Origin of the sequence: Janthinobacterium sp. (genome assembly GCF_031995485.1) — a bacterium.
Taxonomy (GTDB): domain Bacteria; phylum Pseudomonadota; class Gammaproteobacteria; order Burkholderiales; family Burkholderiaceae_D; genus Janthinobacterium.
In genome coordinates, this window is sequence record NZ_DAMAGB010000023.1 from 52,706 (window position 1) to 73,418 (window position 20,713).

Annotated in this window: 14 protein-coding genes and 2 tRNA genes; 11 read left to right on the forward strand and 5 right to left on the reverse strand. The window is 66.4% G+C overall.

Annotation, left to right across the window (positions count from 1 at the left end; genetic code table 11):
• The first annotated feature begins 48 nt into the window (after positions 1–48).
• Positions 49–3,231 (forward strand): di-heme oxidoredictase family protein, encoded by a 3,183-nt coding sequence (locus RTQ46_RS14440; RefSeq protein WP_312437577.1) that lies wholly within the window; start codon positions 49–51, stop codon positions 3,229–3,231.
• A gap of 112 nt (positions 3,232–3,343) precedes the next feature.
• Here RTQ46_RS14440 and RTQ46_RS14445 read toward each other — a convergent pair whose 3' ends face one another.
• The 3 genes from RTQ46_RS14445 to RTQ46_RS14455 are packed head-to-tail and all read right to left on the reverse strand — an operon-like array spanning position 3,344 to position 6,542.
• Positions 3,344–3,715 carry a YajD family HNH nuclease gene (locus RTQ46_RS14445; protein WP_312437578.1) on the reverse strand — a complete coding sequence of 124 codons (372 nt, stop codon included), beginning with the start codon at positions 3,713–3,715 and terminating at the stop codon, positions 3,344–3,346.
• Between the two features lie 58 nt (positions 3,716–3,773).
• Complete coding sequence (locus tag RTQ46_RS14450) at positions 3,774–5,369, reverse strand: RimK family protein (protein ID WP_312437579.1); 1,596 nt, start codon at positions 5,367–5,369, stop codon at positions 3,774–3,776.
• 42 nt (positions 5,370–5,411) lie between these two features.
• Entirely contained in the window at positions 5,412–6,542 is a 1,131-nt protein-coding gene (locus RTQ46_RS14455; RefSeq protein ID WP_312437580.1) for a GNAT family N-acetyltransferase/peptidase C39 family protein, read from the reverse strand.
• Between the two features lie 267 nt (positions 6,543–6,809).
• On the opposite strand from RTQ46_RS14455, the gene RTQ46_RS14460 reads away from it, so the two are divergent.
• From RTQ46_RS14460 to RTQ46_RS14470, 3 genes are all read left to right on the forward strand, one after another.
• The gene (locus RTQ46_RS14460; RefSeq protein WP_312437581.1) at positions 6,810–9,821 is read left to right on the forward strand and encodes a PAS domain-containing protein; all 3,012 of its coding nucleotides are present in this window, start codon (positions 6,810–6,812) and stop codon (positions 9,819–9,821) included.
• Between the two features lie 48 nt (positions 9,822–9,869).
• Positions 9,870–11,096, forward strand: coding sequence for an exonuclease SbcCD subunit D C-terminal domain-containing protein (locus tag RTQ46_RS14465; protein ID WP_312437582.1), 1,227 nt, complete (start codon positions 9,870–9,872; stop codon positions 11,094–11,096).
• A 124-nt stretch (positions 11,097–11,220) separates the two neighbouring features.
• Complete coding sequence (locus RTQ46_RS14470) at positions 11,221–14,976, forward strand: AAA family ATPase (protein WP_312437583.1); 3,756 nt, start codon at positions 11,221–11,223, stop codon at positions 14,974–14,976.
• A gap of 21 nt (positions 14,977–14,997) precedes the next feature.
• Here RTQ46_RS14470 and RTQ46_RS14475 read toward each other — a convergent pair whose 3' ends face one another.
• Positions 14,998–15,237 carry a hypothetical protein gene (locus RTQ46_RS14475; protein WP_312437585.1) on the reverse strand — a complete coding sequence of 80 codons (240 nt, stop codon included), beginning with the start codon at positions 15,235–15,237 and terminating at the stop codon, positions 14,998–15,000.
• 95 nt (positions 15,238–15,332) lie between these two features.
• On the opposite strand from RTQ46_RS14475, the gene RTQ46_RS14480 reads away from it, so the two are divergent.
• The 5 genes from RTQ46_RS14480 (at position 15,333) to RTQ46_RS14500 (ending at position 18,226) form a co-directional block, all read left to right on the forward strand.
• Entirely contained in the window at positions 15,333–15,545 is a 213-nt protein-coding gene (locus tag RTQ46_RS14480) for a hypothetical protein (protein ID WP_312437586.1), read from the forward strand.
• Positions 15,546–15,647: 102 nt separating this feature from the next.
• Positions 15,648–16,538 carry a hypothetical protein gene (locus RTQ46_RS14485; RefSeq protein ID WP_312437587.1) on the forward strand — a complete coding sequence of 297 codons (891 nt, stop codon included), beginning with the start codon at positions 15,648–15,650 and terminating at the stop codon, positions 16,536–16,538.
• Between the two features lie 82 nt (positions 16,539–16,620).
• Positions 16,621–17,799: a class I SAM-dependent methyltransferase gene (locus RTQ46_RS14490; RefSeq protein ID WP_312437588.1), complete on the forward strand. Its 1,179-nt coding sequence runs from the start codon at positions 16,621–16,623 to the stop codon at positions 17,797–17,799.
• Positions 17,800–17,844: 45 nt separating this feature from the next.
• Positions 17,845–17,921: transfer RNA gene (locus RTQ46_RS14495), tRNA-Met, on the forward strand.
• A 228-nt stretch (positions 17,922–18,149) separates the two neighbouring features.
• Positions 18,150–18,226: transfer RNA gene (locus RTQ46_RS14500), tRNA-Met, on the forward strand.
• 44 nt (positions 18,227–18,270) lie between these two features.
• Here RTQ46_RS14500 and RTQ46_RS14505 read toward each other — a convergent pair.
• The gene (locus tag RTQ46_RS14505) at positions 18,271–18,951 is read right to left on the reverse strand and encodes a hypothetical protein (RefSeq protein WP_312437590.1); all 681 of its coding nucleotides are present in this window, start codon (positions 18,949–18,951) and stop codon (positions 18,271–18,273) included.
• Between the two features lie 176 nt (positions 18,952–19,127).
• Between RTQ46_RS14505 and RTQ46_RS14510 the strand changes: the two genes are divergently transcribed.
• Both RTQ46_RS14510 and RTQ46_RS14515 read left to right on the forward strand, forming a co-directional pair.
• Positions 19,128–19,646, forward strand: a complete 519-nt coding sequence (locus tag RTQ46_RS14510) for a sigma-70 family RNA polymerase sigma factor (protein ID WP_312437591.1) — start codon at positions 19,128–19,130, stop codon at positions 19,644–19,646.
• Between the two features lies 1 nt (position 19,647).
• The gene (locus RTQ46_RS14515) at positions 19,648–20,631 is read left to right on the forward strand and encodes a FecR domain-containing protein (RefSeq protein WP_312437593.1); all 984 of its coding nucleotides are present in this window, start codon (positions 19,648–19,650) and stop codon (positions 20,629–20,631) included.
• Positions 20,632–20,713 lie beyond the last annotated feature (82 nt).

Consider the following 20,713-nt stretch of genomic DNA (forward strand, 5'->3'; position numbering starts at 1 on the left):
GTGTCTGGCAGGCTTCTCACATATAACCAATTATCAAGGAAGAGCGTCATGATTCAATTCCGGCATGGCCTGCGCGCAGCTCCACTGCTACCGCTGGTGTTGGCCCTGGCCGCCTGTGGCGGTGGCGGCGATGCGGCACCAACTGCGGCGACGGCGCCCACGGCGCAACTGGGCGCACAGGTAGCGTCCGAAACCGTGCTGACACCCGTCGGCGCGACGGCCAGTTCGGCCGAACGTGGCGACCTGTCGGCGGCGGCCGCGATCGACCGCAACGACGGCACGCGCTGGGGCAGCAGCTTTCACGACAACGAATACCTGACGCTCGATTTCGGCAGCTCGCAGCTGGTCACGCGCGTGCGCATCAGCTGGGAAAACGCCCACGCCAGCGCCTATCTGCTGCAGGTCTCGGATGACCTGAACAACTGGACCACCATCCGCAGCGTCGAGAACAGCGGCGGCGGCGTGGAGGACATCACCGGCCTGTCGGGCCAGGGCCGCTACCTGCGCATGCAGGGCGTCAAGCGCAGCGGCCAGTATGGCTATTCGATTTTCGAGATCCAGGCGTTTACCGGCACGCCGGCCACGCTGCCAAGCGAGCCGCCCGTCACGCCGCCGGTGGTGCCAGGCGACCCGACCCGGCCCGGCGTGGCGGTCAAACCCGTTGCCGCCACTTCCTCGGCGGTGGAAAACCCCGGCATGTCGGCCGCCATGGCAATCGACGGCAAGAGCGCCACGCGCTGGGCCAGCAGCTTTGAAGACGGCGCCTGGATCCAGTTCGACTTCGGCACGCCCACGGCCATCGGCTACCTGCAGCTGCAATGGGAAAACGCCTATGGCAAGGAATATGCGTTGCAAACTTCCGACGATGGCCGTACGTGGACCCAGGTGCGCTACGTTACCAATGGCAAGGGCGGCACCGAGGAATTTTTCAACCTCGGCCTCAACGCGCGCTATCTCCGCCTGCAGGGCGTGGCGCGCGCCACCCAGTATGGCTATTCGCTGCTCGAAGCGGTATTCAAGTCGCCCGGCAGCGACAACAGCCTGCCGCTGCAAGCCACTTCGGCGCTGAAATTCCCGGCTGACGGCAGCGCCTTGGTGCCGCTGCCTGCCGCGAAAGAGCCGCTCGAAACGCTGCAGTTCACGCTGGCCGACGGCACGCTGGTCACGCGCTTCGGCGCGCGCGGCCTGGCGCGCCATGGCCGCGAACGGGGCGAGGAATGGAACGAGATCGGCTACGGCCCGAATGAAACGGTCGATCCCGTCACCGGCCTGCCGCTCGACAAGGGACCGGGCAACTACCTGACGTTCGTGCCGCAATACTTCAAGAACCGCACCTGGGGCGTCGAGATCATCGACAACAGCCGCGTGCCGGGCGTGACCAAACCCACCCTGATCGTCAACCAGTACACCACGGTCGACTTCCTGTCCGGCGGCGTGGCCTTCTTCCGCGGCTTCGACCGCCCGGGCGTGACCGGCTACGGCTGGATGTCGCCCGGCGAGCTGGTCGACCGCAATGTGCCCGTGTGCAAGCCGCTGGCCTACCCGGCCGCCGGCAAGCTGGCCAACGCCAACGGCATCAACGGCGCCTGCACGCTGCTGATCAAGGAGTATCCGGGCCACGGCGGACTCGATGCCGGCGGCATGCCGAATGGCACGGACGTCAAGGCGCGCGCGCTGGTATCGGGCGACATCATCGAAGTGTCGCCCTCGATGTTTTCGACCAAGGAAGCGATGGCCGCCCACGGCGACGATGGCGGCATCCGCTACTATTCCTATGAATGGACCTATGTGGTGGGCGCCGGCCTGCGGCCATGGTATGGGGTGCAGCCGCGCCTCAATTCCGTGCCGCTGCCGGCCGACACCCTGTCGGGCGGCCTGGGCTCCGTGTCCTATAACTACTCGGATAACGCGCTGTTCATGTTCCAGCAGCCGCACAACCATATCGGCATGCAGAACATGCAGCGCTTTGTCGAAGGCCGGCGCCTGGTGCATACCAATTTCACCACCGGCGACCATAACGAAGGCGGCAATGACCGCTACGCCCAGGCCGTCGGCCTGCAAGGCCCGCGCTACACCCAGTCGGCCTGCATCGCCTGCCACGTCAACAATGGCCGCAGCCCGGCGCCCGCGTCCATCAACCAGCGGCTCGACATGATGGCCGTGCGCGTGGCGGCCCTCGATGCAGCGGGCCAGCAGGTGCCGCATCCGCAATACGGCACGGCGATCCAGATGAATGCGGTCTCCAGCAGCGGCGTGCCGCAGAACTGGGGCAACAGCGTGGCTGTCGGCGGCTTCGAGACCAGCAAGGTCACGCTGGCCGATGGCACGAATGTGGAACTGCGCAAGCCGCTGCTGTCGTTCGAGGGGCCGGTGCCGGCCATCGCCTCGCTGCGCGCCGCGCCGCCGATGATCGGCACGGGCCTGCTCGAAGCGGTGCCGGAGGCGGACATCCTGGCGCGCGTGCGTTCCACGCCGGACGCCGACGGTGTCAAGGGCCAGGCCAACTTCGTGTTCGATCCGGAAAGCGGCGCCGTGCGCCTGGGCCGCTTCGGCTGGAAGGCCGCCAAGGCCACCTTGCGCCAGCAGGCCGCCGAAGCGCTGCTGCTCGACATGGCCGTCACCTCGCCCGTCTATCCGAACCGCGCCTGCACGGCGGGGCCCAAGGCCTGCGCAGCCGGCGGCAGGCAGGCCGGCATTTCCGAGGCCGACCTGCAGTCGATCTCGCACTACCTGGCGCTGGTGGCCGTACCGGCCCAGCGCAGCATCGCCAGCGGTTTTCCGAAAGGCGTGGCACCGATCGACGAGCTGAAGGTCGACGCGCAGCAGGTTGCGCTTGGTTCCAAACTGTTCCAGGGCATGCGCTGCGCCGCCTGCCATACGGCGGAAATGAAGACCGGTTCCGGCCACCTGTTTGCCGAACTGCGCGACCAGACCATCCGCCCCTATACCGACCTGCTGCTGCACGACATGGGGCCTGGCCTGGCCGACAAGTTCGCGGAAGGCCAGGCGCAGGGCAGCATGTGGCGCACGGCGCCGCTGTGGGGCATCGGCTACACGGAAAAAGTGCTGGGCAAGGAAGGCAAGGCCGGCTACCTGCACGACGGGCGCGCGCGCAGCCTGACCGAAGCGATCCTGTGGCACGGCGGCGAAGGAGCGCGCGCAAGGCAGCGTTTCGAGGCACTGTCGAAGGCGGAGCGGGAATCGCTGCTGGCGTTTCTGACGTCGCTGTAAAAAAGGGCAACTGTCAGCGCAGGCCGGGGTCAGACCCTCGATGCCGCCAACGCAGAGGCTTGCGCCGGCGGTCGAGGGGGCCTGAGCCCAGCTTGTGGTTCAGCGTTAAAACTCAGTCCTTTTTCCTGATCAGCCCCGCCAGCGCCGCAAACGGATTGTGCGTCGCGGGCGCCACCTCGGCCGACAGCAGTCCCGCGCCACGGTCCGCTTCCAGGTAGCGCGAGTGTTCGTTGTCGTGGCAGTACAGGCACAGCAGCTCCCAGTTGCTGCCGTCGGGCGGGTTGTTGTCATGATTGTGGTCGCGGTGGTGCACGGTCAGCTGCTGCACGTTGGCGCGCGTGAATTCGCGCATGCAGCGGCCGCACACCCACGGGTACATCTTCAGCGAGCGCTCGCGGTAGCCGCTCTCGCGCTGCTCGGCCGCGCGGCGCGCCTCGGCGACGATCTTGTCCAGCCGGGCGGCGTCGGGCTTTTTGGTTTGCATGACAGCTTTCAATCGAGGGGATAAACCGCCATTTTAATCAAGATGGCGCGCCAGGTGTTCAACTGGCGGCGAGCCCATGCGCAATATCGAGACGGCGCACGATATCGCGCAGCACGATACGGTACAGTTCGTCTCCCAGCACGCTGTCTTCATTGCCCGCGTCGATATTCGGATTGTCATTGACTTCGATCACCACCGGGCCGCGCGCCGTCATCTTCATGTCCACGCCGTACAGGCCGTCGCCGATCAGGTTGGCCGCAGCCACGGCATGGGCCAGCAAGTCGGCCGGCACTTCGTCGAGCAGCACTGCCTGCGCCGCGCCGAATTGCGCCTGGCCCTGCGCATCGCGCTTGGCGATCTGCCAGTGATCCCTGGACATGAAGTACTTGCTGGCGAAAATCGCCTGGCGATTCAGCACGCCGATGCGCCAGTCGAAATCGGTGTACATGTATTCCTGTACCAGGATCAGCGCCGATTGCCCCAGCAGCGCCTGCGCCGTCTGCCGGAATTCCTCGACATTGCCGACCTTGCTGACCCCGCGCGAGAATGCGCCGTCGGGGATTTTCATCACCATCGGATAGCCGATCTCGCGCTCGATATGGCCGATATCGCCGAGGTCCGCCGCCTGCAGCGCATAGGTGCGCGGCGTGGGAATACCATTGCGGCGCAGCAGGTCTGCCAGGTAGACCTTGTTGGTGCAGCGCAGGATGGACATGGAGTCGTCGATCACCACCATTGCTTCGCTTTCGGCTTTTTTTGCAAACAGATAGGTGTGGTGATTGATCGCCGTGGTTTCACGGATGAACAGCGCGTCGAATTCGGCCAGGCGCGAAAAATCCCTGCGCTCGATCAAGGTCACGTCCAGGCCCAGCTGGCGGCCCACGTCGACAAACCGGTCCAGCGCCGCGTCATTGCTTGGTGGCAGCTCTTCCTTCGGATTGTGCAAAATCCCAATATGGTAGCGATACGGTTTCACCTGCGTGCGATGCGGTTCGGGCGCCAGCGCCATCGCCTGCAAGGCGGCGCGCGCGTGGCCCAGCTGGCTGTCGCCGAGGGTGCTGACATTGTGCACGCGGATGGCGGCGATCTTCCAGTCATCGTCGCGTTCGAATTCGACGCGCATCAGCGGAGTGGGAAAGGTGTCGAAAATCTGCCGTGCCAGCGCGGCCAGCGGCGTGTAGCCGGTCACGCCGAAATGAATATCCATCGAAAACTCGGCCGGCATCGGCCGCCCGTCCGTGTCGTCCAGCGCCTGGTTCAGCGCATGATCGAGCTCGCTGGTATCGAGGCAGTAGATGGCCTTGCGCGACAGATCGTTGATGGTCTTGACCGAGGGCAGCACGGCATAGCCGCGCGCTTCGGCCAGCAGCGAACAGTAGTAGCCGACCGACAGGTATTTGTAGCTGCGGCACAGGTTGATCACGGCCGCGCCGTGCGCCGCATGCTGGCCGGGAGCGTCGAGAAAGTCGCTGGCGCTGACGACTTCCTGCCCTGCCGCCGCCTGCCAGTCCTTCGGCTGTTCGACGATCACGATGGTGGTGGCTGCCCGCAGCAGTGTCACTGGCGAGCGGGCGGGAGGTTCACCGGTCTCGCCAGCGGTATCTGGCGGCGTTGCGGCTTGGGCGCGGGCGGCCCTGGTTCTGGTAGCAGGCATGATAAATAAGTGAGTGGATTGGACTGCGGAGGGACAAAGCAGTTACTGCACTGGCGGATAAATCACCACCACCGCCTTGGTGGCGTTGCGGCCGTAGCGCGCCATGCGTTCGAAATCCTTTTTCAGGATCGGCACGTTGATGCGCTCGTCCGCCGGACGGCCGTTCGAGCTGTCGGGGTCGTCGATAAAGAAATAGCGTTCGTCGGAGCCCGTCACGACCACCCAGTGCGGCGCGCGTTCGCGCGTCAGCCGGTAAGTCGAGATCAGCACCAGCGCGATGCCGCCGCCCGCATAGCAGCGGCTCAGTTCCGCCGGCCCGGCCACCTTGTGGTGCACCACGATGCCGCGCTCGCGTACCTTGCGCACGAAGTCCTCATGCACCAGCGTGATCACGTCGCGCTTTTCCTGGCTGCGCACCGATTCGCGAAACAGCACGCCGCTGCCGTTGACCCAGATCTCGGCACGGTAGCCGCGCCGGTGCGCGGCCAGTGCCAGGCCATGCGGACCGCAGCCGCCATGGCCGGCCGTCATGAAGATGGTGGTCGCTTCGCGCCACAGCTGCAGCTCCAGCGTGCGGTCCAGCACCAGCGACGGATCGAACGCCTTCATGGCCATCATCAGGCACGAGGCGCCACAGGTGAAACCCAGGGTTTGCGGATAGTAGGTGGCGCGCGCCAGTGGGGGGCGCAATCGCGCCGTCAGCGATTTCTCGAGCCGCAGCGCGTCCATGCCATCCTGGTAATAACTGTCATGTTCACCGAAGACGGTGTAGCCATGTTGCGAAAACAGCTGGCGCGAAGGCAGGTTGTCCTTGCGGATTTCCAGGCGGATGGCAACGCACTGCCGGGCAAGCGCAAGCTCCTCTGCCGCGTGCAGCAAGGCCGAGGCAATGCCCTTGCCCAGCCATGCCGGCGCGGTGGCTATCGAATACACCCTGGCCAGCGACACATCGGCCCGAAACAGCAGGGTGAGATAGCCACAGGCGCATCCCTGCACCTCGCCGATCAGCGTCACCGAATTGCCTTGCGTGAGCAGATGGCGAAAACTGCGCCGGCTGAGACGATCGGCACTGAAGCTGGCCTCTTCGATCGCCAGCAGGACCGCGATATCACCGGCGTTGGCCTCGCGTATCCGCCAGTTCTCGAGCATGGCTTGCGGCGCACGATCACGCATCTTGCTTTCCTTGTCTGTATGTACAGCCGCCATCGTAGCGACGGCGCCATAAAAACGGTGTCAAGGAAGGGCCGAAAAGCGTAAACAAAAAGTAAAACTTCGTGGCGCGGCCGGCCGGGCATGTCGCGCCGTGAAATTTTTTTATCATAAAAAGCGACACAACCACTTGATTTAACGCAGAATGTAGTCAGCAAGTGACAGCGGCGCATGGGCAAACCAGCGCGCCGCCCCGTTCAACGATTCTGGCCACAAGCGACCGTGATATAGATGACAAGAACCCTGCAACGCCTGGCCAGCCGGCTGTACCGCATCAGCCTGGTTCCCCTGTTCGCGCTGCCGCTGCTGCTGGCGCTGTGGGGCGCCCTGCTCTACCAGATCGGCCAGGAACGGGCCGGCGCCACGCGCGACGCGGTGGCGGCCAGCCAGTCGCTGGCGCGCACGCTGGCCGACCATACTGCCTACATCCTGCGCCAGACCGATCACGCCACGCAGCTGTTCAAGCTGCGCCATGAAGCCACGGGCGGCGCGCTGACGCTGGCGCAATTCACGCGCCCGCAGGGCCTGCTCGACAGCGTGCTGCCGTCAAAACTGGAATTGCCGATCGCCGTTACCGACGGCCTGGGCAATATTATCGACAGCGCCAATGGTTACCCGGCCGGCAAGCTGGCTGGCCAGGCCTTCTTTCGCACGCTGGCCGCCACGCCCGGCGATATCGCGCTGGTCGACACGCCGGTAATGGATGCGGCCAGCAAAAAATGGATGATCCGTTCGGCCCGCCGCCTGAACGATGCCGACGGCAGCTTTGCCGGCGCCATCGTGATCCTGGTCGACCCCACCTACTTTGTCGACGATTACGACCGCCTGAACCTGGACGAACAAGGCGCGCTGATGCTGGTCGCGCGCGACAGCGGCCTGACGGTCGGGCGCATCGGCGAACGGCTGGTGATCAGCGACCAGATCGACTTCCGCATGCCGGGCCCGCCCACGCACGTCGCGGAACAGGCGGAAATCACGCCGCCGCCCGACGCCGTTGCGCGCATCTACAGCTACCGCGACCTGGGCCGCTATCCGCTGCTGGCGGTGGTGGGCGTGAGCCGCGCCACGGCACTGGCCCATTTCGAGCACCGCCGCCGCGTGTATATCGGCGTGCTGGTGGCCGCCAGCCTGCTGATCACCGGCTTCACCGCGCTGCTGATGCGCCAGAGCGGCCGGCTGCGGCGCAGCATTCGCCAGGCACAGGAGGCGCAGGCGCTGCTGCGCGCGGCGCACCACGGCAGCCTGGACTCGGTGATGCTGCTCAAGGCCTGGCGTCCGGCGCCCGGCAAGCCGCCCGAAGACTTCATTTTTGCCGACGTCAACGAACGCGCCGCCGCCGTGCTGGGCAAGCCGCGCGCCGAGCTGCTGGGCCAGCGCGCCTTGCCGCTGATGCCGCTGCTGCGCGGCGAACGCTTTTTCGAACGCTTCGTGCTGGTGATGGAATCGGGCCAGCCGATCGAAGACGAGTTCGAGCTGCCGCAGCCACGCGGCGGCACGCGCTGGCTGCGCCACCAGATCGTGCCGATCAGCGACGGCGTGGCCGTCACCTCGCGCGACATCAGCGCGCGGAAACTCGACGAACTGGCGCTGCAGGACAACCGCAGCTTCCTGCAGTCGCTGATCGACCATCTGCCGGTGCTGGTGTACGTGAAAAGCGCGCGGCCCGAAAATTTCGGCCAGATGGAAGTGTGGAACAAGGCTGCCGAAGACATCACCGGCTACCTGGCGAACGACGTGATCGGCAAGACCGACTCCGCTGCCTTTCCTCCCGGCTTCGGCCTGCATGACGAAGAAGACGACCGCGCCATCCTGGCCGAGCGCGGCGTGATCGACCACCCGGAAAAGCCGCTGCGCCTGCCCGACGGCAGCCTGCGCCATCTGCATTCCGTATCGGTGCCGGTGTTCGACGAGCGCCAGCAGGTCGAACACATCCTGGGCATCGCCGAAGACATTTCGCAGCGCCGCCAGCAGGAACTGGCGCTGCGCCAGAACCAGGCCGAGCTGGCGGCCGTCAACGACGCCTCGCCGCTGGGACTGGTGCGGCTGGACCGCGAACGGCGCTGCACCTACGTCAACCGCACGTTTGAAGCGATCACGGGGCAGCCGCGCGCCTCGGCCATCGGCGCCGGCTGGACCAGCGCGCTGCATCCCGAAGACTATCCGCTGCTGCACCAGGCGCTGGAAGAACTGCGGCGCAGCCATGCGCCGTTCCAGTCCACCCTGCGCTGGCTGCACCGCGACGGCAAGCTGGTATGGGTCTCGATGAAGATCGCGCCGATCCTGATCGACGGGCGCATCGAGGGCTATGTGGGCAGCCTGGACGACATCACCACCCTGCGCGAATCGGAAGTGGCGCTGCTCGAAAGCGAAGCACGGCTGCGCACGATCGCCGACACCCTGCCGGCCATGATCGCGTATATCGACGCCGACCAGGTCTACCGCTTCCTGAACCTGGCCTACGAACGCGAATTCGGCCTGACAGGGCTGCAGGCGCTGGGGCGCAGCGTGCGCGAAACGCTGGGCGCCGTGCGCTACGGCACGGTGGCGCCGTATATCGAACGCGTGCTGGCCGGCGAGACGCTGAGTTTTGAAGAGGAAGACACCAGGGAAGGCATCGAGCGCTGCATGGAAGTGATCTATATTCCGCAGATCGGCGAAGACCATCCGCAGGTGGTGGGCTTTCACGTGATGCGCCAGGATATCACCGTGCAGAAGCGCGAAAAACAGCGGCTGCTGCAGCTGGCACAGGTCGATGCATTGACGGGCCTGTCGAACCGGGCCGGCTTCGTGCAGAAGCTGGCCGACGCCATGCATGCGAGCCGCCAGCACCGTCACCTGATGGCCGTCATGTACATGGATATCGACCGCTTCAAGCCCGTCAACGATACCCACGGCCACGGCATCGGCGACGCGCTGCTGCGCGCCTTTGCCCAGCGCCTGACGCAGACCATGCGCGCCACCGACATCATCGCCCGCCTGGGCGGCGACGAATTCACCATCATCATGGAGCGCATTACCCGGCCGGAAGACGCGGCGGTGCTGGCCGCCAATATCGTCTATGCGATGCAGCAGCCGTTCGAACTCGATGGCATCACCGTGCAGATTTCGGCCAGCGTCGGCGTGGCGTTCTACCGCGACGAAGACATCTCGCCGGCCGCCCTGCTGCAGCAGGCCGACGTGCTGCTGTACCAGGCCAAGCAGGATGGACGCAATACCTACCGGGCCGCCACGATCATAAGCTGACAGCGGTGGTATATTGGCGCCTGTCTCCCCCCATTCGATCATTCACCCATGCGTCTGCTGCACACTTCCGACTGGCATCTGGGCCAGACCCTGCACAATTACGAGCGGGGCTACGAACACCAGCGCTTTCTCGACTGGCTGCTCGACACGCTGGTAGCCGAACAGGTGGATGTGCTGCTGGTGGCCGGCGATGTGTTCGACAACGCCAACCCGTCGGCCGCCTCGCAAAAACAGCTGTATGTGTTCCTGCAGCAGGCCAGGGCGCGGCGGCCGGCGCTGCAGCTGATCGTCATCGCCGGCAACCACGATTCGGCCGGCCGCCTGGAAGCGCCCGCTCCGCTGCTGGCCGGCTACGGCACCCATATGCTGGGCCACATCGTGCGCGACGAGGCCCGCCAGATCGACCTCGAACGCATGCTGCTGCCGTTGACGGGCGCCAGCGGCGATATCGAGGCCTGGTGCCTGGCCGTGCCGTTCCTGCGCCCCGGCGACGTGCCGAAACTGCCGGCCGGCAGCGGCCAGGATGCCTATCTGGGCGGCATCGCGATGCTGTACCGCCAGCTGGCCGACCTGGCGCTGGCGCGGCGCGCGCCCGGTCAGGCGATTGTCGCCATGGGCCACTGCCATATGGTCGGCGGCGAGATGTCGAACGACTCCGAGCGGCGCATCGTCATCGGCGGCACCGAGATGCTGCCGTCGGGGATTTTCGACCCGGCGATTGCCTACGCGGCGCTGGGCCATCTGCACCTGGCGCAGGAAGTGGGCAAGCAGCGGCATGTGCGCTACAGCGGCAGCCCGATCCCGCTGTCGTTCGCCGAAGTCAATTACCGCCACCAGGTGCTGTGCATCGATCTCGCCGGCGAGCAGCTGCAAGGCGTACGCACGATCGACGTGCCGCGCGCCGTGCCGCTGCTGCGCGTGCCCGACAAGCCTGCGCCGGTGGCCGAGGTGCTGGCACAGCTGGCCGCGTTGGATCTTCCTGATGCGCCAGCCGAAGCGCAACCGTTCCTGGAAGTGCGCGTGCGCCTGGACGCGCCCGAACCGGGCCTGCGCACGCGCATCGAAGCGGCGCTCGACGGCAAGCCGGTGCGCCTGGCCAAGATCGAAACCTCCAGCGCGGCCAGGTCCACCGCGATCGAGTCGATGACGCTCGACCAGCTGGGCCAGCTGCAGCCTGACGAGATCTTCCGCCGCCTGTACCAGCAAAAATTCGGCAAGGAGGCGCCGCCGGAACAATTGTCGGCACTGGCTGAATTGCTGCTGCCTGGCGCGTGATCTTTTTCGCGCGTGGTAACACCCGAACAGCAAAAAGGCCGGGGTCGGACCCTCAGGGTCCGACCCCGGATTGTGCTTTAGGGTTGAAAGCGAACGCCAATTTGACTGCATTGAAAAAATCTCCATGAAAATCCTCACTATCAGCGGCAAGAACCTGGCCTCGCTGGCCGGCGAATTTATGGTCGACTTCGAGCAGGAGCCGCTGGCGTCTTCCGGCCTGTTCGCCATCAGTGGTCCCACGGGCGCCGGCAAGAGCACCCTGCTCGACGCGCTGTGCCTGGCCCTGTACGACGCCACGCCGCGCCTGCTCAAGGTGCAGGGCCGCAGCGCCCTGCCCGACGTCGGCAAGGAAACCGTCAACGCCCAGGACACGCGCACGCTGCTGCGGCGCGGCACGCCGGACGGCTACGCGCAGGTCGATTTTGTCGGCAACGACGGCCACCGCTACCGCGCGCGCTGGAGCGTGCGCCGCTCGCGCACCAGGGCCGAAGGCGCGCTGCAGGCGACCAGCATGAGCCTGCACCAGCTGCCCGCGCTGCAGGCCATCGGCGGTACCAAGACGGAGGTGAAGGAAGAGATCGAGAAGCGCATCGGCCTGTCGTTCGACCAGTTTACGCGCGCCGTGCTGCTGGCGCAGAACGAGTTCTCGACCTTTCTGAAAACGGAAGACAACGAGCGCGGCGAGCTGCTCGAAACCCTGACCGGCAGCACCATCTATTCCGATATCTCGATCCGCGCCTTCGAACGGGCGAAAAAGGAAAAGCAGGCGCTGGAACGCCTTGTCGACAAGCTGGCCGACCAGCGCCCGCTATCGGCCGAGGAGCGTGAACAGGCCGAGCAGCAGAGCGAGGCGGCCGAAGCGGCGCTGCAACAACTGGAACTGCGCAAGTCGGTGCTGGAGCTGCAGCAGCGCTGGCATCAGGATGCACAGCGCCTGCAGACCCAGGCCGCCCAGGCGCAGCAGGCGCTGGAGGCGGCCGGCATCGAACAACAGACGGCCGTCCCGCGCCGCGAGGCGCTGGCGCAATGGGACCTGCTGCAGCCGGCGCGCCCGCTGCTGGCGGAGATCGCGCGCACCGACGCCGATCTGGCCGCCACTACGCTGGCACTCGAAGCCGCGCGCCAGCAGGCGCAGGACGCCCTGGCCAGCCAGGAGCAGCTCGCTGTCGCCTCGCTGCAGGCATCGATCCACCTGCAGGCGCAGGAGGCGGCGCAGCGCGATGCGGGGCCATTGCTGGACCAGGCCAAGGCGCTCGATGCCGGCATCGCCGCGCAATTGCCGGCGCATCGCCAGGCCTCACTGGCGGCGCAGGCGGCCGACACGGCCAACGATGCGGCGCGCGCGCAACTGCTGGCCATGCAACAGCACCAGCAGGACCTGAACACGCATCAGGCCAGTGGCGCGCAATGGCTCGCCAGCCATGCACAATGGCAGGCGCTGGCAAAGGACTGGACGCTGTGGGACCAGCTGTTTGCCCAGGCCGGCCAGGCCGCCGCGCAAGCCGACGTATTCGCGGCCAGCCTGGCGCAGGCGGCGCTGCTGGTGCGCCAGGCTGGCAGTGACAGCGAAACGCAGCAGCAAGCGCTGGCAACGGCCATCGCCACTACCGCCGAACTGGAAGCGCAGCGCGCCGCCGCCACCGCCGCCATGCAGGCCATCGATGGCGGGCAACTGCCGGCGCAGCGCCAGCAACTCGAAGCGCACGCGAAGGTCCTGGCGGCGGCGGAAAAAACCTGGACCGAACTGGCGCGCAGACAGCAGGAGCTGGCGCGCTGGCAAGCCAAAGCGGCGCAATTGACTCAGGCGTTTGAAGCCGAACAGGCGGCGCTGGCCCTGGCAGCGGCACAGACACCGGTGCTGGAAGCGTCGCTGGCGCAGGCTGAAACCGCCTTGAAGGGCGCGGAAGCGGCCTGCGCGGCCAGCGTGGAACAATTGCGCGCCACCCTCGCCGACAACGCACCCTGCCCCGTCTGCGGCGCACTGGAACACCCGTACAGCCATGCCGATCATGCACTGCAGGCCATGCTGGCCAGCCTGCGGGACGGCGTGCAAGGCTGCCGTGCGCAGCTGCGCGGCAATCTGGAACAGCTGGCCGCGCACAGGGCGGCACTGGCCTCGCTGGCGCGCGAGCAGGCCGCCGCCACGCAGGAACTGGCCGCCCTGCCCGCGCTGATCGACGGCTTGTCTGCGCAGTGGCAGCTGCAATCGGCCAGCCTGCAACTGCCGGCCGAGCACCTGCGCAGCGCATGGTTCGGCGAGCAGATCGCCGCCAATGATGCGGCGCTGCAGGCGCTGGCGCAGCAGGAACATGCGCTGCGCCAGGCAGGCATGCGGCGCGACCGGGCGCAAGCCGCCTACGAACAGTCGGCAAAGGAACAGACGCGCCTGACGGCGCTGGCGGCCGACGCGCAGGCACGGCTGGCGCAATTGCTGGCACAACAGGCGGCGGCCAGCGACAAGGGCGAGGCGGCGCGCGCCAGCCTCGATGCCCTGCTCGGGCAGCTCGACAGCGCCTTCGACGACGCCGATGGCGCGGAAGACTGGAAGGAAGCCTGGCGGCACGGGCCGGCGGATTTCCGCGCCGCGCGGCAGGCAGAAAGCACGCAGTGGCTGAAACAGCAGGCAGCGCAAGACGAACGCAGCCATGCGCTGGCCACGGTCGCCGCGCAGCTTGATGCGCTCGATGCGGCGGCGGTCAAGGCGCGCCAGGCGGCGCTCGATGCCGACACCGCCTTCAAGGCCCTGGATACGAAGCTCAAGGGCATGCAGGACGAGCGCGCCGCGCTATGGCAGGGCCAGCCCGTGGAGCAGGTCGAGCGCGCGCTGGCCGCCAGCATCGACGCGGCCCGCACGGCGCTGGCAGCGCGGCAGGCGGCGGTGCAGGAAGCGAGCCAGCTGCGCATCCGCCTCGACGAAGCGCGCGCGCAGACCATGCAGCGACTCGACGCACTGCAAGCGCAGGCAGTGGCGGCAACGGCCACGGCGCAGGCATGGCTGCAGCAGTTCCGGCAGCAGCATCGGCTGCATGCGCCGGACGATCTCGACACCCTGCGCGCGCACCTGGAACGCGATGCGCACGCCATGCGCGCCGAACGCGAGGCCTTGCTGGAACTGGACAAGCGCCATGCGCAAGCGCACACGGTGCTGGCCGAACGGCTGCAGCAGCAGGCGCTGCATCGCGATCATCCACCGGAAAACCTGGAAACCGATACAGAGGCCTTGCAGGCGGCCTTGGCGGGACTGCAGACGGAGCGCCAGCAAGCCAACCAGGCCGCCACCGCGCTGCGCCTGGCCATTGCGCAGGACGACGCGCGGCGCCACAGCGCGCAGGCGATGCTGGCACAGATCGAGGCGCAGGCGATGATTGAGCGGCGCTGGGCCAGCCTGAACGAGCTGATCGGTTCGGCAGACGGCAAGAAGTTCCGCAACTACGCCCAGCAATTCACGCTGGAGGTGCTGCTCGGCTATGCCAATGCGCACCTGACCCACCTGGCACGGCGGTATCGGCTCGAACGCATCAATAATCCCGGCAATCCGTCGCTGGGCCTGATGGTGCGCGACCAGGACATGGGCGGCGAGCTGCGCTCGGTGCACTCGCTGTCGGGTGGCGAATCGTTCCTGGTCTCGCTGGCGCTGGCGCTGGGCCTGGCCTCGCTGTCGTCGAACCGGGTGCGGGTCGAGTCGCTGTTTATCGACGAGGGCTTTGGCAGCCTGGACACGGAAACCCTGCGCGTGGCGATGGATGCGCTCGACGGCCTGCAGGCGATGGGCCGCAAGGTGGGCGTCATCTCGCACGTGCAGGAAATGACGGAGCGCATCGCCACCCGCATCCTGGTACAGCCGGGCGCGGGCGGCAAGAGCGTGGTCAGCGTGCGCTAGTCCTTACCGCAGGGTAGCACCCTATCGCGGGATGCCGCCCTTTTTCAGCTTGAGCATATGCCAGCCCAGTTCGCGGCGTATCTGCTCGGGGCCGGGCGGCGGGCGGCGGTGCGCCAGTTCGGCTTTCAGCCATTGCCTGACCAGTTCCTTGTCTGTCTGTCTGCGCTGTTCCATGATGGGGCCTTTCAACACAAAGCACGATGGGGTGATCTTCCCATTGAACGCGCCGGCGTTCAGGGCGTTGACGCACACAGCGCTCATGCGTGGCGGGTTTGCAACAAGATGTAGCGCAATACAAGGTAGGTTAAAATCTCGCCCTTCGCGCATGACGCAACTTGCCCACACAAAGGAATTCCATGAAAGCCGCCCGCAGCCTTACCTTCAAATGCGACAAATGCCAGAAATCGGTGCAGGTCTACCTGCAAAAAGTCTCGGCCTGCTCGCATATCCAGCCTTACCAGGGGCTGTGCCAGTGCGGCGAACTGAAACGCCACGCCACCGGCCAGGCAGACGCCGTCAAGTCCTACCTGGCATCGGCCGACGGCAGCTGGTCGCATCACCATCATTGATTGTTACATCCTGATTGCCAGATCTTGATTGTTACAAAGAAGTGTTAAAGCTGGCGCCGCTGCTGCCGTTAATTCCGGTACAACGTTGATTTGGATACCGCCATGGCCACTACCCTGCCCCAGCTCCCGCTCCTCGGCGCGCGCCAGACCGCCGCCAGCACCCTGGCGGGCCAGCAGCCGGCCAAAACCGGCGGCAACACCTCCAGCACGGCCGACGCCCTGATGCAGCGCACTGCCCAAGACGTGGTGGCCCTATCGAAAAAAGGCCTGGACCTGTCGGCACAGGGGCTGGCCGATCGCACCGACGCGCTCGGCAACGCCACGCTCGACGTGGCGCAGGACTTCCTCGGCAACATGGCGCGCCAACTGTTCGGCGACGGTGCCAGCATCAGCTTCGACTCGATCGACCTGTCGGCGGCTTCCGGCTATGCCGCGCAGGCATCGAGCGTGTCGGGCGCCGGCGGCACGCGCAATGCGGCCGCTTTCAGCCTGGCGGAGAACGCCCACTTTATCGGCAAAGGCACGATCACCACAGCCGATGGCCAGAGCTTCGAATTCGAACTGGAAGTGCAGTACGAATCGAAGATCAGCACCAGCGCGGCGTACGAAACCAGCAACGATGTACAGGAAGCCGGGACAGGTGACGATGGCGGCGACAGCGGCTTGCCGACCCTGCAGCTGCCTTCGATGAACTTTGCCGGCAGCTTGAGTGACCTGTTCAAGATGCTGGGCCAGCAGCTGCAAAGCAGTATCTACAACGCCGGCCAGGAAGGCCTGGACCCGGCGCAATCGAAGCCTGGCGACCAGGCCGGCAGCCTGACCTTGCGCTTGTTGAACTTGCTGCAGCCGCCGAAAGCGGGCGATGAGGCCGCGACGCCGCTGGCCGTTCCTGCCGACGCCGCGACGCCAACGCCGGAGCTGACGCCCGAAGCACTGGCCCGCGCCCGCGCCGTGGCCGAAGCCTACGGCGCAAAACCGGCAGCGTCGGAGTAGTCCAGGCCGGGCAGCCACGTATAATGAAAGACGGCCTGCGCAGGCGACCATGCCGCGCGCCACCTTCTTTCGATTGCATACCATGTCCGACACTTCTACATCCACCGTCCACCCGCAGATCCACTGGAGCGAAAACGGCGCCGAGCATACGGCCCGCTGGCGCTCGGAAAGCGGCATGCCGCCGCCGAAGCGCGTCGTTATCGCCGACGACCGCACGACGGCCGACCAGGCTTACCGCCTGGCCTGCGAAGGCACGGCCATGCTGTGGCGCGGCGACTTCCAGAATGCGCGCCAGCTGCTGCAGGCCCTGGCGCGGCGCGCCGACCACAAGAACGGCAAGCCCGGCAAAAAAGCGCTGGCCGCCAAACTGGCGAAACCCGAGCCGAGCGCCACCGAAGCGTTCCACCTGCACCGCCAGGCCCAGTCGCAGCGTGCCCGCACGCTGGCCATGCTGCTGCTGCCGTTCGACGCCGACTACACGATCCCGCTGCGCCGCGCACCGGACGTCAAACTGGCCTGCAACGAAGCCTATGGCCGCGGCGCAGAACCGTTCGTCGCCTCGCTGCGCGAGCTGCTGGGACTGATCGGCGCGCACGAATGGCGCCGCACCGGCGTCGAGCTGCCGGCGCTGGGCCAGCGCATCCATCCGCACTACGGCGTATTCGCGCCGATCCGCGGCGAGTACGTGGGCCTGGTGGCCGAGGCGCCGCTTCCCCCACGCGCCAGTCTCGCCTTCGATATCGGCACCGGTACCGGCGTGCTGGCCGCCGTGCTGGCCCAGCGCGGCGTCCAGCGCATCGTCGCCACCGACCAGGACCCGCGCGCCCTGTCCTGCGCCCGCGAGAACCTGGCGCGCCTGGACCTGATCGACAAGGTGGAAGTGGTGCAGGCCGACCTGTTCCCGGCCGGCCGCGCGCCGCTGGTGGTGTGCAATCCGCCCTGGCTGCCGGCCCGTCCCAGCTCGCCGATCGAATACGCCGTGTATGACCCGGACAGCCGCATGCTGCGCGGCTTCCTGGCCGGCCTGGCGGACCACCTGGAGCCGGGCGGCGAAGGCTGGCTGATCCTGTCCGACCTGGCCGAGCACCTCGGCCTGCGCCCGCGCGCGCAGCTGCTGGAATGGATCACGGGCGCAGGCCTGAAGGTCGTCGACCGCATGGACGTGGCGCCCACCCACCCGCGCGCGCAGGACGCCACCGACAGCCTGCACGCGGCCCGCTCGAAGGAAATCACCTCGCTGTGGCGCCTGGCGGCGGCGTAAAATCCCTGCCATTGCGCAATGCAGCAAACCGCGCTATAATTCGCCTGCGGGGTGGAGCAGTCTGGCAGCTCGTCGGGCTCATAACCCGAAGGTCACAGGTTCAAATCCTGTCCCCGCAACCAATTCGAAGCCGCTGATTCCTCGCAAGAGGGTTAGCGGTTTTTTCGTTGGGCCATGATAAATATGAACCGTAGGTCGGATTAGGCCGCAGGCCGTAATCCGACAACACCACCAGCCCGCGCCAACAATGTTGTCGGATTACGCGGGCCACTGCCCCGCCAATCCGACCTGCGCCAACCATGCCCGCCCCGCGCCTTTACGCGATGTAACAATCTGGTATATAATTCGCCTGCGGGGTGGAGCAGTCTGGCAGCTCGTCGGGCTCATAACCCGAAGGTCACAGGTTCAAATCCTGTCCCCGCAACCAATACCGGAAAGCCGCTCGATCTTGCAAAAGACCAGCGGCTTTTTTCATGGCGCCGGCGTTTCCTTCATCATCCGTATCTGCTTGGCCGCCGCCTGCAGGCTGGCCGTGGCGCGCGCCAGCTTGTCGTCGCCGCTTGTCTCCGCCAGGGCGGCAAACGCGCCGATATGGAAGGTGGCCACCATCATGGCCGGCAAGCCGCACTCCAGCGCGGCCTGGCTCAGCTGCGTGCCCGCCTCCAGATACGCCTCGCTGCCGGCCTCGAAAGCCTGTTTTGTTTCCAGCAGTTCCTGCCCGCCCTCCGCTTTGGCCAGGCAGTCATCGACCTTTTGCTGGAACACGGGCAGCGTGTCGGCCACCGGCACGGGTTGCGCGACCGGTTCCGGCTCCGGCGCTGGCGCTGGCGCCGGAGCCGGCTTGGGCAGCGGCTCCGGCCGTGGCGCATCGTGCACGGCCAGCCAGCGCTCGACAGCCAAGTAATCCTCGAACGGCTCGCTGACTTTCGGATTGACCAGCCAGACTTCGCCCGTGCGCCAGTCGATCTTCGAGTTGCGCTCGTTCCTGGCCATCAAAATATCGTTGCCGCCCGCCAGATTGGACACGCGGCCGATCTCCACCCAGTTCATCAGCTCGGCCTGGCGCGTCAGCGCGCGCACGCGGTGAAAAAACGCCATCCACAGGAATGCGGCGGTCAGGACCAACAATATACCGCCAACCAGCCACATCATTTTTCAGCTCCGCAATACATGATCAGCATGTATTTTCGCACACGCAGGCTTGCCATCAAGGAACTTTAAGGGAGATGCCTGCCAGTGGCGTTTCAACAACGCGGCACAGCGGCGATTGCCTGCCAACTGCGCCTGCGCTACAATGAGAACAATTCTCATTTAGATCGCGATGCCTCATGCTGTCAGTCCATCCTTCGCCGTCAGACTTCCAGGCGCTATACAGCGAGCACCACGGCTGGCTGCTGCGCTGGCTCAGGCGCCGCCTGCACGATGCCGGACTGGCCGGCGACCTGGCGCAGGACACCTTCATCAAGGTGCTGGTGGCGCGCAGCCATCACGACATCATCGCGCCGCGCCCTTTCCTGGCCACCATCGCCAATCGCCTGCTGGCCAACCACTGCCGCCGCGAGGAAATCGAACGCGCCTATGTCGACGCGCTGCTGCAGCTGCCGCAGGCGAGCGCGCCATCGCCGGAAAGCATGTCCATCGTGCTCGAATCGCTGCAGCTGATCGACCGCGCGCTGGGCAAGCTGCCGATGAAAGCCAGGTCGGCATTCCTGATGGCGCACCTGGAAGGCCTGAGCTATGCCGAGATCGCCGCGCAGCTGGGTACCAGCACACACTCGGTCAAGAAATACCTGAGCAAGGCGAACCTGCTGTGCTTTTTTGCCGTGCCCGATTTTGCGGCTGCCTGAGATGCGCGGCGCACCGCAGCAGGTCTACGCGGGTGGCCAGCCGATCGACCTCAAGATCGCCATGCAGGCAGCCGAATGGCTGACCACCATGATGAGCGGCCAGGCGACCCAGGCCGAACAACAGGCCTGGAGCAGCTGGCGCGCCCAGCATCCCGACCATGAACGGGCCTGGACCCATATCGAAAAAGTCAGCGGCGGCTTTCGCGATCTCGATGCGCAGGCCAGCCGCCAGGCTTTGGCAAAGCGCCCCGGCGCGCGCCGGCAAGGGCTCAAGCTGGCGATGGTGCTGGCGGCATTCGGCGCCAGCGGCGCGCTGGGCCTGCGCACGCAGCCCGCGCGCACCGCGCTGGCCGACCTGTCCACCGGCGTCGGCCAGCGCCGCGAACTGCTGCTGGCCGACGGCAGCCGGCTGCACCTGAACGCCGACAGCGCCGTCAATCTGCATTACAGCGCCAGCGAGCGGCGCCTGGAACTGCTCAAGGGCGAAGTCTTTATCGCCACCGCCAAAGAGCACGGCCGGCCGTACCGCCCCCTGCTGGTCGAAACCGCGCACGGCCAGGCGCAGGCGCTGGGCACGCGCTATTCGGTGCGACAGGAAACCGGGCACACCATGGTCGCCGTCGAGCAGGGCACGGTGCGTTTGACGGCGCGCGACAGCGGCATCAGCCATCTGATCCAGGCCGGCCAGGGCACCAGCATGACGGCGCGGCGTGTCGATGCCGCGCAGGCCATATCAGGCGATATATGGGGCTGGCGCCAGGGGCTGCTGCTGGCCGACGGCATGCCGCTGTCCGACTTCCTGCGCCAGCTGGGCCGCTACCGCCACGGCCTGCTCGGCTGCGACGATGCGGCGGCCAACCTGCGCATTTCCGGCGCCTTTCCGCTGGCCGACACCGACGCGGTGCTGCTGTCGCTGACCAATTCCCTGCCGGTCAGCATCCACTTTCGCACGCGGTACTGGGTGCAAGTGCGCAGGTCGGCTTAGCAGGAACGGCGCAATCCGACACCACCGCCAGCGTCAACCATCTTGTCGGTTACGCGCGAAGCGCTAACCCGACCTACCCCAC

What these genes read in the sequence shown, in the direction of transcription:
- RTQ46_RS14440 (WP_312437577.1), top strand. Translation starts at nt 49, where the DNA reads ATGATTCAATTCCGGCATGGCCTGCGCGCAGCTCCACTGCTACCGCTG.
- RTQ46_RS14445 (WP_312437578.1), bottom strand. Translation starts at nt 3,715, where the DNA reads ATGCAAACCAAAAAGCCCGACGCCGCCCGGCTGGACAAGATCGTCGCC.
- RTQ46_RS14450 (WP_312437579.1), bottom strand. Translation starts at nt 5,369, where the DNA reads ATGCCTGCTACCAGAACCAGGGCCGCCCGCGCCCAAGCCGCAACGCCG.
- RTQ46_RS14455 (WP_312437580.1), bottom strand. Translation starts at nt 6,542, where the DNA reads ATGCGTGATCGTGCGCCGCAAGCCATGCTCGAGAACTGGCGGATACGC.
- RTQ46_RS14460 (WP_312437581.1), top strand. Translation starts at nt 6,810, where the DNA reads ATGACAAGAACCCTGCAACGCCTGGCCAGCCGGCTGTACCGCATCAGC.
- RTQ46_RS14465 (WP_312437582.1), top strand. Translation starts at nt 9,870, where the DNA reads ATGCGTCTGCTGCACACTTCCGACTGGCATCTGGGCCAGACCCTGCAC.
- RTQ46_RS14470 (WP_312437583.1), top strand. Translation starts at nt 11,221, where the DNA reads ATGAAAATCCTCACTATCAGCGGCAAGAACCTGGCCTCGCTGGCCGGC.
- RTQ46_RS14475 (WP_312437585.1), bottom strand. Translation starts at nt 15,237, where the DNA reads ATGAGCGCTGTGTGCGTCAACGCCCTGAACGCCGGCGCGTTCAATGGG.
- RTQ46_RS14480 (WP_312437586.1), top strand. Translation starts at nt 15,333, where the DNA reads ATGAAAGCCGCCCGCAGCCTTACCTTCAAATGCGACAAATGCCAGAAA.
- RTQ46_RS14485 (WP_312437587.1), top strand. Translation starts at nt 15,648, where the DNA reads ATGGCCACTACCCTGCCCCAGCTCCCGCTCCTCGGCGCGCGCCAGACC.
- RTQ46_RS14490 (WP_312437588.1), top strand. Translation starts at nt 16,621, where the DNA reads ATGTCCGACACTTCTACATCCACCGTCCACCCGCAGATCCACTGGAGC.
- RTQ46_RS14505 (WP_312437590.1), bottom strand. Translation starts at nt 18,951, where the DNA reads ATGATGTGGCTGGTTGGCGGTATATTGTTGGTCCTGACCGCCGCATTC.
- RTQ46_RS14510 (WP_312437591.1), top strand. Translation starts at nt 19,128, where the DNA reads ATGCTGTCAGTCCATCCTTCGCCGTCAGACTTCCAGGCGCTATACAGC.
- RTQ46_RS14515 (WP_312437593.1), top strand. Translation starts at nt 19,648, where the DNA reads ATGCGCGGCGCACCGCAGCAGGTCTACGCGGGTGGCCAGCCGATCGAC.